The sequence below is a fragment of the Wenyingzhuangia fucanilytica genome, assembly GCF_001697185.1.
Classification (GTDB): domain Bacteria; phylum Bacteroidota; class Bacteroidia; order Flavobacteriales; family Flavobacteriaceae; genus Wenyingzhuangia; species Wenyingzhuangia fucanilytica.
This window is the reverse complement of sequence record NZ_CP014224.1, coordinates 594514-606815: the sequence shown is the minus strand read 5'-3', so window position 1 is coordinate 606815 and position 12302 is coordinate 594514. Positions and strand designations below refer to the sequence as shown.

Genomic DNA, 12302 nt, shown 5'->3' with positions numbered 1-12302 from the left:
ATAATTTATGAGTGATGATTCTTTATTAAAAGAACGCTTTAACAAAGCGGTAAAGTTGGCCTTAGAAATGGATACGCTTCCACCTGATATTATGCTAGAATTCTATGCGTATTATAAGCAAGCGACCAAAGGAGATGATTTTAGCTTTAATGCAAATCAAGAACAAGACTTAAGAAGTTCGTTTAAATACAATGCTTGGATGCAATTAAGAGGAATTTCACCCAAGAAAGCTCAAAAAGAATATATTAAACTCGTAGAAAAATATACAAATCAAAAAATATCATGAAAAAAGTAGCTCTTATTTTATTGGCTGTTGCAACATTGGCAGCATGTAAACCATCAAAAAAAGAAAACAAAACTGAAACACCAAGTTATCAGTTAAATGCAGAAACGGTTGTTGTAAACTGGACAGGTTATAAGTTTACAAATAAAGTTGGTGTAAAAGGTCAAATGCAGACTGTTAACATCAATAACAATCAACAAGGAGCAACTATTGATGAAGCTTTAAATGGTGTAGAATTTTCTATTCCTGTAAGTAGTGTTTTTAGTGATAACGAAATTAGAGACACCAAACTAAAAACTTTATTCTTTGGGGTTATGGACAATACAGAAATGCTTTCTGGTACTGTTACCAAAACAAATAATAATTCAGGAATTATTTCTTTAACCATGAACAACGAAACTCACGATTTACCATATACTTTACAAGTTCAAGATAGAACGGCGTATTTAAAAGCAACAATCAATTTAAATACTTGGCACGCAGAAAAAGCTTTGGCTTCTTTACACAAAGCGTGTGAATTATTACATACAGGTGAAGATCAAATTAGTAAAACTTGGGATACTGTAGATTTAGATGTTGTTCTAAACTTCTAATCCCATCATCACATACTTTATCAAAAAGCACCTATCTAAGGTGCTTTTTTTTTATGCATATATCAATAAAATATAATACAATATCGGAATTCCTTCTACCCAAAAGGAAGCGTAATACTTAGGTTGTTTTTCTTTAGCATAAAACAATAAAAAAGCTAGGATTACCGCACATATTAAAAACGCAAACAAACCACGGCTTGCAAACACAAACCAATGTAAACCAATAGATAATACTAACAAAACAACTCCTAAAAACTTAACTCCTTTTAACCCTAAGAGCATAGGTAAAGTTCTTATGCTTTTTTCATCAAAAGACAAATCTCTAATATCAAAAGGAAGTGTTAACACCACAACAAAGAGTAATAAACTTAAAAAGTATAAAAAGTGATTTACATCAAAAACCACCGATGAAGCTACAGGAAAAAACACTACTGTCCCTGCCCAAACAAAAGCAATCACAAATATTTTTATTCCTGGAACAAAACGAATAGAATGTCTAACACCATTTTTACCTATAAAGCTATAAGCATACAACAAGGTTAACACTACAAAGGGAAGTAGATGTAAAAACTGAATCAATTTTAACTGTATCAACTCATATAAACCTACAATCATTGCAACCGCTATCATTAGGTAAATCAACACTTTATACTCATTACTAAAAACATCTAACAAATGTTTTTTACCATATTTATGACGGTTTAAAAATCTAATTAAGTGATATGAAACAAAAGTAGCACACATTAACAACAGCGCTTCTCTACTAACAGCTACATCAAATAAAAAACCAACACTCATCACCAAACAAGCTACTGCAATAGATACATGTAAATTGCTATAGACGTAAAATTGAAAAAGGGCTTTTATAAATTTCATCCTTTATTTGTACTTATCAACAATAACTATCAAAATTGGTTAAAACATTTGACAATAGAACAAAAATAAAACTTTTATTATCCGTATTTTTGTGGCTTCAAAATAATTATTTTTTCGTTTATGAAAACAGATGTTTTTGCACAAAGACACATAGGTTCTAACCAAGAGGAACAAGCTGAAATGCTTAAAGCTATTAATGTTGAGTCTATACAAGAATTAATAGAGAAAACAGTTCCAAAAGATATTCTTTTACAAAAAGAACTACAATTAGCTCCTGCCTTAAGTGAACATGAATACATGGATCACATTCAAAAATTATCTGTAAAAAATAAATTATTCAAAAACTATATTGGTTTAGGATATCACCCAACCATTACTCCTGGAGTAATCCAACGTAATGTATTAGAAAATCCGGGATGGTATACAGCATACACTCCTTACCAAGCAGAAATTGCTCAAGGAAGATTAGAAGCTTTACTGAATTTCCAAACCATGGTTACAGATTTAACTGGGATGGAAATTGCCAATGCTTCTTTGTTAGATGAAGGAACCGCAGCAGCAGAAGCTATGATTTTACTTTTTAATACAAGAAGTAGAAATCAAAAGAAAAAAAATGCATTACAATTTTTTGTATCAGACAATGTATTGCCACAAACTATTGATGTATTAATCTCTAGAGCAACTCCATTACACATTGATTTGATTATTGGTAACCATGAAACTTTTGAGTTTTCTGATAATATTTTTGGTGGACTTGTGCAGTACCCAGGAAAAAACGGAAAAGTAGTTGATTATACCGATTTTGTTAAAAAAGCAAACGAAACAGAAACCAGAATAGCGGTAGCTGCAGATTTATTAAGTTTAACTTTATTAACACCTCCAGGAGAATGGGGAGCAGATGTTGTTGTGGGTACTACTCAACGTTTTGGAATCCCAATGGGATATGGTGGACCTCATGCAGCTTATTTTGCTACAAAAGAAGAATATAAAAGATCTTTACCAGGTAGAATTATTGGAGTAACTAAAGACACTGATGGAAATCGTGCTTTACGTATGGCTTTACAAACTCGTGAACAACATATCAAAAGAGAAAAAGCTACTTCTAACATCTGTACAGCTCAAGTATTATTAGCTGTAATGGCAGGAATGTATACCGTTTTTCACGGGCCTAAAGGATTAAAATACATTGCCAACAAAATTTTAAACCACACTTATACATTACACAAAACATTAACAGATTTAGGTTTTGAACAAGTAAACAAAGTGTTTTTTGATACTTTAAATGTAACTGTACCTTCTGCAAGCAAAGTAAAAGAAATAGCAGAATTATTACATGTTAACTTTTTATACAATTCAGAAACCTCTGTTACCATTGCCATTAACGAAACGACCAATCTTGAAGATATTAATGAGATTGTTAGAATTTTAACCAAGGCAGCAGGTAAAAACTTTACTCAAATTCACGAACTAATAGAAGTTGATGTAAAACCTGAATTCAAAAGAACTTCGGAATATTTAACAAATTCTGTTTTTAACACCCATCATTCTGAAACAGCAATGATGCGTTATATTAAAAAATTAGAGCGTAAAGATTTATCATTAAACCACTCAATGATTTCCTTAGGGTCTTGTACCATGAAATTAAACGCAGCCTCAGAAATGCTGCCTTTAAGTTGGCCTAACTGGGGGAATATTCACCCATTTGTTCCTGTAGACCAAGCACAAGGATACCAAGAAGTTTTAAAAGGTTTAGAAAATGATTTGAACGAAATCACAGGATTTTACGCTACATCATTACAACCAAACTCTGGGGCACAAGGTGAATATGCAGGTTTATTAGCCATTAAAGCATACCATGAATCTAGAGGAGATCATCACAGAAATATTTGTTTAATCCCTTCATCAGCTCATGGAACCAACCCTGCATCAGCAGTAATGGCTGGAATGAAAGTAGTAGTAACAAAAGCTACAGATGAAGGAAATATTGATTTTGAAGACCTAAAAGAAAAAGCCATTTTACACAAAGACAATTTATCTTGTTTAATGGTAACTTATCCTTCTACTCACGGGGTTTTTGAAAGCGGAATTAAAGAAATCACCCAGTTAATTCACGACAACGGTGGTCAAGTATACATGGATGGCGCTAATATGAATGCACAAGTAGGATTAACAAATCCTGCAACTATTGGAGCAGATGTATGTCACTTAAACCTACATAAAACTTTTGCCATTCCACACGGAGGTGGTGGACCTGGAGTTGGACCTATTTGTGTAGTAGAGCACCTTGCTCCTTTTTTACCTTCAAACCCTGTTATTAAAACGGGTGGAGAAAAAGCTATCAAAGCAGTTTCTGCAGCTCCTTGGGGGTCTGCCCTAGTTTGTTTGATATCTTATGGATATATAAAAATGTTAGGAGCAAAAGGATTAAAATCTGCAACTGAAAATGCTATTTTAAACGCCAACTACATCAAAACAAAATTAGAATCTGAATACAATATTTTATATTCTGGAGAAAACGGGTTCTGTGCACATGAAATGATTGTTGACTTTAGAAGCTTTAAAGCCAAAGGAATTGAGGTGGTTGATATCGCAAAAAGATTGATGGATTATGGATTCCACGCACCAACAGTATCATTTCCTGTAGCTGGTACATTAATGATTGAGCCAACGGAAAGCGAAAATAAAGAGGAATTAGATACATTTATCAACGCCTTATTGAGCATCAAAGCAGAAATTGATGAACAGGAAATACACGATGAAAACTCAGTATTAAAAAACGCTCCTCACACCCAACAAATGCTTACTGGGGATGAGTGGAATTTTAGCTATTCTAGACAAAAAGCAGCCTACCCAATTGAGAATATAGCCGAAAATAAATTTTGGCCTACAGTTCGTAGAGTAGACGATGCTTATGGTGATAGAAACTTAGTTTGTTCTTGTGAACCAATTGAAAGTTATATAGAAGCTTAAAATAAGTCTATAAAAATTTTACAAAAACTCTATCTATGTTAAATGGATAGAGTTTTTTATTTTGAACATATTTTTTTAGAAAAAATTTCAAAAAAATATAATTTTTTTCATAACGATATTCAACATCAAAAAAAATAATAAAAAAACAACATAAACAACTAAACTACAGCGATATAACTAAAATCAATTTTACACCTCCCACGAAATTCAACCCATCAATTTTAAAAACCTGTTAAAATCTTATGAAACAGGCATTAAAAAAGTGATTCTAGATGTTTATTACTTACTTATAATGTCTTATTTTTGCTCCTATTCTATAAATATAAAGCTTAATTTACGTATAAATACGTAGGTTGTTTATTATAAATTTAAAACAAATCATGAAAGAAATCACCAAAGAAACCTATATCAACTGGTATAAGGACATGCTTTTCTGGAGAAAGTTTGAGGATAAACTAGCTGCAGTGTACATCCAACAAAAAGTTAGAGGATTCTTGCACTTGTACAACGGTCAAGAAGCTATTTTAGCAGGATGTTTACATGTTATGGAATTAGGAGGTAAAGACAAAATGATTACAGCTTACCGTAACCACGTACAACCGATTGGTATGGGAGTAGATCCTAAAAGAGTAATGGCCGAATTGTACGGAAAAGCTACAGGTACTTCTCATGGTATGGGAGGTTCTATGCACATTTTCTCTAAAGAACATGGTTTTTATGGAGGTCATGGTATCGTAGGAGGACAAATTCCTTTAGGTGCTGGTATGGCTTTTGGTGACAAGTACCACAATACAGGTGGTGTTACTATTTGTTGTTTTGGTGATGGTGCTGCTCGTCAAGGTTCTTTACATGAAACTTTTAACATGGCAATGCTTTGGAAATTACCAGTAGTATTTATTGTAGAAAACAATGGATATGCAATGGGAACTTCTGTTGAACGTACTGCAAACCACCAAGATATTTGGAAGTTAGGTTTAGGTTACGAAATGCCTTGTGGACCTGTTGATGCAATGAACCCTATAAAAGTTGCTGAGGCAATGGACGAAGCGATGGAAAGAGCTCGTAGAGGAGATGGACCAACTTTCTTAGAAATGAAAACTTACCGTTATAGAGGTCACTCTATGTCGGATGCGCAACACTACCGTACTAAAGAAGAAGTTGAAGAGTACAAAAAAATAGATCCTATTACGCAAGTATTAGATATTATTAAAAAAGAAAAATACTTAACAGACGAGGAAATCAAACAGATTGATAAAGACGTTAAGAGCAAGGTAGCTGAGTGTGAGAAATTCGCAGAAGAATCTCCATATCCAGATAAGCAACAATTATACGATATGGTATATGAGCAAGAGAACTACCCATTTGTTAAACATAAATAATCCCATACAATAAATTATGGCTACTATAATTAACATGCCACGTTTGAGTGATACGATGACTGAAGGAACCGTTGCTCAATGGCTTAAAAAAGTTGGAGACAAAATTGAAGAAGGTGACATTTTAGCTGAAATCGAAACTGATAAAGCTACTATGGAATTTGAATCTTTTAACGAAGGTGTTTTATTACACATTGGTTTAGAAGATGGAGAAACAGCACCTGTTGATAGTTTATTAGCTATCATTGGTGAAGAAGGTGAAGACATTTCTGGATTATTAGGTGGTGGTTCTGCTGAACCTGCTGCTGAAGCACCAAAAACTGAGGAAGCTGCTCCTGTTGCAGAAGAAGCTCCTGCAAGTGAAGAAGTTGCTATCCCTGAAGGAGTAATTGTTGTGACAATGCCTCGTTTAAGTGATACAATGACTGATGGTACTGTTGCTTCTTGGTTAAAGAAAGTTGGAGACAAGGTTGAAGAAGGTGATATTTTAGCTGAAATCGAAACAGATAAAGCTACGATGGAGTTTGAGTCTTTTAACGAAGGAACTCTTTTATATGTTGGACTAGAAGAAGGAGAAACTGCTCCTGTTGATAGTTTATTAGCAATTATTGGTGAAGCTGGAACTGATGTTTCTGCTGTAGCTGCTAATTTTGGTAAAGCAAGTGCTCCAGCTCCTAAAGCTGCTCCTGCTGCCGAAGCGCCAAAAGCTGCTGCCGCTCCTGCTCCAGCAAAAACAGAGGCTCCTAAAGCATCTGCTCCTACTGCTACTAAAAAAGTAAGTGCAATCAATTCTGAAAACGGAAGAATCGTTGCCTCTCCTTTAGCTAAAGCTTTGGCTGAAGAAAAAGGAATCAACTTAGCAAAAGTTGTAGGTACTGGTGAAGGTGGAAGAATTGTAAAAGTAGATATCGAGAACTATACTCCTGCTACTGAAGCTGCTGCTCCTGCTGCGAAAGCTGTAGCTGCTGCTCCTGCTGGAGAAATTAGCCAAAGAGAAGAGAAAAACTCTAACATGCGTAAAGCAATTGCTAGAGCTTTAGACAAATCTCAAACGGAAAATGTAAACTTTACTATTAGTTTAGATGTAGACATGGACAATGCCATGGCTTCTCGTAAACAAATTAATGAGTTACCTGATACTAAAGTTTCTTTTAATGACTTAGTAGTAAAAGCTTCTGCAATGGCATTGAGAAAACACCCACAAATCAATACTGAATGGACTGTTGAAAAAACAATCTATAACGAACATATTGCTATTGGTGTTGCTGTTGCTATTGAAGATGGTTTAGTAGTTCCTGTAATTCCTTTTACAGACACTAAGAGTTTAACTCAAATTGGTGCTGAAGTAAAAGACTTAGCTATCAAAGCTAAAAACAAAAAGTTAACTCCTGCAGAAATGTCTGGAAGTACTTTTACAGTATCTAACTTAGGAATGTTTGGTGTAGATAACTTTACTTCTATCATCAATCAACCTAACTCAGCTATTTTATCTGTTGGTGGTATCAAACAAAAACCTGTTGTTAAAAACGGAGAAATTGTTGTTGGTAACGTAATGAATTTAACTTTGTCTTGCGACCACAGAACTATTGATGGTGCTGTTGGAGCTGCTTTCTTAAATACATTAAAACAGTATATAGAAAACCCTGTTACTATGATTGCTTAAGCAATTTTATAAACATATCTAAAAACACCTTTGTTTCATTACAAAGGTGTTTTTTTTATATCTTAGATTTTGTAAGAACTAAGAAATTATATTCTTAAAATTGGCTTGATATATGCTATTAGATTCTTAAGATATATTTTTTAACAGAATAAAAAAACATGAATCATTTAAAAAGAATTTTTATAGCAAGCATAACTTTGCTTGTTATAGCTTGTAACAATACTCCTAAACAATCAAGCATCTCAGGAAAAATAGACAACTTACCAAGTGAAATTACCGAGGTTCTTTTAAAAACCCCATCACAAGTAAAAAAAATAAAGATCAATAATGGAACTTTTAAAGACACTATTAATGTTGATGGAAAGTTTTGTTTTATCCAAATTGGGCCTTTTCAAAAAACACTTTTTTTAGACAAAGAAACTCAATTAAAAATCAACTTAGATGCCAAGGATTATGAGCACTCATTAAGCTATTCTGGTCATGGTGAAAGAGCTAATAACTATTTAAAAGAAAGAGAAGCTTATACAGAACAAATCTTTGAGAGTATAGATAGTATTAATGGTTTAGAACCAGATGCTTTTAAAGATTTTAAAATAACAATGGTTGGTAATATAGAAGCATTGTTAAAAGAATACGAAGACATCAATCCCTTTGTCATCAAAACAGAAAAAGAAAATTTAGAGTTCTTTATTAAAAATTTAGAACAACAATATAAGGCTATCAATGGACTTGATGGAAGCTTAAAAAAAGGAGATTTATCCCCTGAATTTAACAATTACGAAAACTTTAAAGGAGGAACAACCTCTTTAAAAGATTTGCGTGGTAATTATGTGTATATCGATATTTGGGCTACTTGGTGTCCACCTTGTAAAGCTGAAATTCCATACCTTAAAAAACTAGAAAAGAAATTTCATAAAAAGAATATCAAATTTGTGAGTATTTCTGTGGATAGAAAAAATGCTAAATCAGCATGGAAAAAAATGATTGAAGAAAAAGAAATGGGGGGTGTACAGCTATTTGCTGATGAAGATCAAGAATTCACAAATGCTTATAATGTAACAGGAATTCCTCGCTTTATTTTATTAGATACTGAAGGAAAAATCATATCTGCAAACGCACCTAGACCCTCTAGCAATCAAATTGATGATTTGTTAAAAAGTTTACCCTAAATAAAGATGTTGAAATACTTCAACAATTATAAAAATCTGTGTAATGTTGCAGAATTTGAACAAGTTTTAACAACAATTTTTTAAATAAAAAAGCAATCGGCTTATCTTTGATTGTTAAGAGAATAAAATAAATATCCAATGAAATATCGTATAGAAAAAGATACTATGGGTGAGGTACAAGTACCTGCTGATAAGTATTGGGGAGCACAAACAGAAAGATCTAGAAACAATTTTAAAATTGGTCCTGCAGGGAGCATGCCTTTAGAAATAGTCTATGGTTTTGCTTACTTAAAAAAAGCAGCTGCACACGCAAACTGTGATTTAGGAGTGTTGGCTGAAAACAAAAGAGATTTAATTTCTGCAGTATGTGATGAAATTTTAGCTGGTAAATTAGATGATCAATTTCCTTTAGTTGTTTGGCAAACAGGTTCTGGAACTCAATCTAACATGAACACTAACGAAGTAATTGCCAACCGTGCTCAAGAATTAGCTGGTGGGGTTATTGGAGAAGGTGAAAAAGCAATCCAACCTAACGATGATGTAAACAAATCTCAATCATCTAACGATACATTCCCAACAGGAATGCATATTGCAGCTTACAAAATTATTGTAGAAAACACCATTCCTGGAGTTGAAAAATTACGTGATACTTTACAAGCAAAATCAGAAGCGTTTAAAGATGTAGTTAAAATTGGTAGAACCCATTTAATGGATGCTACGCCATTAACTATTGGTCAAGAATTTTCTGGTTATGTATCTCAATTAAACCATGGTTTAAAAGCTTTAAAAAATACTTTAGCTCACTTAGCTGAATTGGCTTTAGGTGGTACTGCTGTAGGAACAGGATTAAACACTCCTAAAGGTTACGATGTATTGGTTGCTCAAAAGATTGCAGAATTTACAGGATTACCTTTTGTAACTGCTGAAAACAAGTTTGAAGCTTTAGCTGCTCATGATGCATTTGTAGAAACGCATGGAGCATTAAAACAAATTGCTGTATCCTTAAACAAAATAGCAAATGACATTCGTTTAATGGCTTCTGGACCACGTTCTGGAATTGGAGAATTAATCATTCCTGCTAACGAACCAGGTTCTTCTATTATGCCAGGAAAAGTTAACCCAACACAATGTGAGGCTATTACTATGGTAGCTGCACAAGTTATGGGTAACGATGTAGCTATTGGTGTTGGTGGATTACAAGGTCATTACGAATTAAACGTATTTAAACCTGTAATGGCTAAAAACTTAATTGAATCTGCTCGTTTAATTGGTGATGCTTGTGTATCATTTGAAGAGCACTGTGCTGTTGGAATTGAACCAAACTATCCTGTTATAGAAAAGTTATTAAACAACTCTTTAATGTTGGTAACTGCTTTAAACACCAAAATTGGATATTACAAAGCTGCTGAAATAGCAAATACAGCTCATGCAAACGGAACTACTTTAAAAGAAGAAGCAGTACGTTTAGGACATGTTACTCCAGAACAATATGACGAATGGGTAAAACCAGAAGACATGATTGGTTCTTTAAAATAAAATAAGAAATCTTTTATTATCAAAAAACCGCTACATTATTTGTTAGCGGTTTTTTATTTTTAAGCACCAAACGGAGTGATATAAAATCACTTAAATTAAAATATAACTTATCACCTTTTAAATATTGTAAAAACGTGGATTACTTTGAAGAAGAAACTTTTGAACAAGAAGATTACACAAGATCACCTCTAAGAACTGGAGAATATGAGGAATGTTCTTTTGTGAATTGTAATTTTTCTGACTGTGATTTATCGGGTATTGAATTTACTAACTGTGAGTTTATAGATTGTAACCTAAGTAATGTTAAACTAAACAAAACAGTATTACAAGAAGTTGTATTTAAAAGCTGTAAGATGATTGGTATCCTATTTGAAAACTGTAATCCTTTTGGTCTTTCTTTTCAATTTGAAAATTGCTCATTAAACCATGCATCTTTTTATCAACAAAAAATCAAAAAAACTATTTTTAGAAATACCTCTTTACAAAATGTAGATTTTTCTGAATGTGACTTATCACAAGCTTTTTTTGACAATTGTGATTTTACAAAAGCAAAATTTGAACGTACTAATTTAGAAAAAGCCAACTTTAAGACTTCCAAAAATTATATTATAGACCCTGAAAACAATAATATTAAAAAAGCCATCTTTTCTATAGAAAACATTCAAGGCTTATTAAATAAATACAATATTATCATTGATTAGCTAACAAAATTTTATCCTCTTAAACTATCATCGTTCTTAGAAAAAACTCTTACATTTTTCCTCATTTTAAAACAAAACAACCTCTAACTAGTCCTATTTTTAACTAAGAATTAACTAAATTAGATAGAGAAAACAACAATTGTTTTCATACTAAAAATTAAGTGATGGCTGATAAAATAGGAATCATTTATGCATCTGTTGATGGGCATACAAAAAAGATATGCGAATTTATTCAAGATCAATTATCACGTAAAAACTACAATGTAGAACTTATTCCTGCTGATACTATTGATGATCTCTCCTTAGATTATAAAATATTAATTATTGGTTCTAGTATTAGATATGGTAAACATCATAAATCAATTTATCGCCTTATCAACCAATATAAAATTGAGTTGAGTAAAATAAAAACTGCTTTCTTTTCGGTAAATCTAGTTGCTAGAAATAAAGACAAAAATAGCGCTGATACAAATCCTTACCTTATAAAATTTCTTAATGAAATTACTTGGAAACCAACATTAACAGATGTGTTCGGAGGTAAATTAGATTATACTCTTTACTCCTTTTTTGATAAACTGATGATTAAACTTATTATGAAAATAACTCATGGTCCTATCCACACAGATAGACCTATAGAGTACACAGATTGGAAAAGAGTAGATGAGTTTTGCACAAAGATTAGTGAGCTATAATAACATAGATTGTTTTAACTCTTCCTATCTTTTAACCAATTATCAATAGGGTTAATAACTACATTTACAATAATTACCAATAGCGTACAAACGAATGTTTCTAAATAAAATCCCGTTGCAGCAACACAACCAATGGCTGCACTACACCAAATAGTTGCGGCAGAAGTTAATCCATGAACATTAGTTCCTTCTCTAAAAATAACACCCGCACCTAAAAAACCAACCCCTGTTACAACTTGAGCCACAATTCTTGTAACATCAACATCTGTATTTAATTCAGAAAACCTAACCGATAATAAAACAAAAATGGCTGAACCTGCTGATACTAACATATTGGTTTTTAACCCTGCTGACTTATGTCTCCATTGTCTTTCAAACCCTATACATAGTCCAGCTAAAAGCGCCACGATCAACCTTATGATAAAATCTTTTATATCCATATA

At 32.7% G+C, this 12302-nt stretch carries 11 protein-coding genes; 9 read left to right on the top strand and 2 right to left on the bottom strand.

Features of this window, described 5'->3' with window-relative positions; all coding sequences use genetic code 11:
* Positions 1–7: 7 nt before the first annotated feature.
* The gene (locus tag AXE80_RS02665) at positions 8–286 is read left to right on the top strand and encodes an acyl-CoA-binding protein (protein ID WP_068824357.1); all 279 of its coding nucleotides are present in this window, start codon (positions 8–10) and stop codon (positions 284–286) included.
* Entirely contained in the window at positions 283–876 is a 594-nt protein-coding gene (locus tag AXE80_RS02660; protein WP_068824356.1) for a YceI family protein, read from the top strand. Before AXE80_RS02665 ends, AXE80_RS02660 begins: the two co-directional genes overlap by 4 nt.
* A 51-nt stretch (positions 877–927) precedes the next feature.
* Here the strand turns inward: AXE80_RS02660 and AXE80_RS02655 are convergent, their stop codons facing one another.
* Entirely contained in the window at positions 928–1752 is an 825-nt protein-coding gene (locus AXE80_RS02655; RefSeq protein ID WP_068824355.1) for a UbiA prenyltransferase family protein, read from the bottom strand.
* 120 nt (positions 1753–1872) lie between these two features.
* Here AXE80_RS02655 and gcvP point away from each other — a divergent pair, with 120 nt between their 5' ends.
* The 7 genes from gcvP to hemG all read left to right on the top strand — a co-directional run bounded on the left by gcvP (position 1873) and on the right by hemG (position 11859).
* Positions 1873–4722, top strand: a complete 2850-nt coding sequence (gcvP, locus tag AXE80_RS02650; protein ID WP_068824354.1) for an aminomethyl-transferring glycine dehydrogenase — start codon at positions 1873–1875, stop codon at positions 4720–4722.
* A 380-nt stretch (positions 4723–5102) separates the two neighbouring features.
* Complete coding sequence (gene pdhA / locus AXE80_RS02645) at positions 5103–6101, top strand: pyruvate dehydrogenase (acetyl-transferring) E1 component subunit alpha (RefSeq protein ID WP_068824353.1); 999 nt, start codon at positions 5103–5105, stop codon at positions 6099–6101.
* Between the two features lie 16 nt (positions 6102–6117).
* Positions 6118–7761, top strand: a complete 1644-nt coding sequence (locus AXE80_RS02640; RefSeq protein ID WP_068824352.1) for a pyruvate dehydrogenase complex dihydrolipoamide acetyltransferase — start codon at positions 6118–6120, stop codon at positions 7759–7761.
* Between the two features lie 158 nt (positions 7762–7919).
* Positions 7920–8930 (top strand): TlpA family protein disulfide reductase, encoded by a 1011-nt coding sequence (locus AXE80_RS14485; RefSeq protein WP_068824351.1) that lies wholly within the window; start codon positions 7920–7922, stop codon positions 8928–8930.
* Between the two features lie 138 nt (positions 8931–9068).
* Positions 9069–10466: a class II fumarate hydratase gene (gene fumC / locus AXE80_RS02630; RefSeq protein WP_068824350.1), complete on the top strand. Its 1398-nt coding sequence runs from the start codon at positions 9069–9071 to the stop codon at positions 10464–10466.
* 134 nt (positions 10467–10600) lie between these two features.
* Positions 10601–11167 carry a pentapeptide repeat-containing protein gene (locus AXE80_RS02625; RefSeq protein ID WP_068824349.1) on the top strand — a complete coding sequence of 189 codons (567 nt, stop codon included), beginning with the start codon at positions 10601–10603 and terminating at the stop codon, positions 11165–11167.
* 164 nt (positions 11168–11331) lie between these two features.
* Positions 11332–11859: a menaquinone-dependent protoporphyrinogen IX dehydrogenase gene (gene hemG / locus AXE80_RS02620; RefSeq protein WP_068824348.1), complete on the top strand. Its 528-nt coding sequence runs from the start codon at positions 11332–11334 to the stop codon at positions 11857–11859.
* 14 nt (positions 11860–11873) lie between these two features.
* On the opposite strand, the gene AXE80_RS02615 is transcribed toward hemG, so the two are convergent.
* Positions 11874–12299 carry an MgtC/SapB family protein gene (locus AXE80_RS02615; RefSeq protein WP_068824347.1) on the bottom strand — a complete coding sequence of 142 codons (426 nt, stop codon included), beginning with the start codon at positions 12297–12299 and terminating at the stop codon, positions 11874–11876.
* Between the last annotated feature and the right edge of the window lie 3 nt (positions 12300–12302).

Excerpts from the sequence above, each read along its gene's own strand:
- AXE80_RS02655 (WP_068824355.1), bottom strand. The coding sequence starts at position 1,752 with ATGAAATTTATAAAAGCCCTTTTTCAATTTTACGTCTATAGCAATTTA.
- AXE80_RS02640 (WP_068824352.1), top strand. The coding sequence starts at position 6,118 with ATGGCTACTATAATTAACATGCCACGTTTGAGTGATACGATGACTGAA.
- AXE80_RS02615 (WP_068824347.1), bottom strand. The coding sequence starts at position 12,299 with ATGGATATAAAAGATTTTATCATAAGGTTGATCGTGGCGCTTTTAGCT.
- AXE80_RS14485 (WP_068824351.1), top strand. The coding sequence starts at position 7,920 with ATGAATCATTTAAAAAGAATTTTTATAGCAAGCATAACTTTGCTTGTT.
- AXE80_RS02660 (WP_068824356.1), top strand. The coding sequence starts at position 283 with ATGAAAAAAGTAGCTCTTATTTTATTGGCTGTTGCAACATTGGCAGCA.
- AXE80_RS02665 (WP_068824357.1), top strand. The coding sequence starts at position 8 with ATGAGTGATGATTCTTTATTAAAAGAACGCTTTAACAAAGCGGTAAAG.
- hemG (WP_068824348.1), top strand. The coding sequence starts at position 11,332 with ATGGCTGATAAAATAGGAATCATTTATGCATCTGTTGATGGGCATACA.
- fumC (WP_068824350.1), top strand. The coding sequence starts at position 9,069 with ATGAAATATCGTATAGAAAAAGATACTATGGGTGAGGTACAAGTACCT.
- pdhA (WP_068824353.1), top strand. The coding sequence starts at position 5,103 with ATGAAAGAAATCACCAAAGAAACCTATATCAACTGGTATAAGGACATG.
- gcvP (WP_068824354.1), top strand. The coding sequence starts at position 1,873 with ATGAAAACAGATGTTTTTGCACAAAGACACATAGGTTCTAACCAAGAG.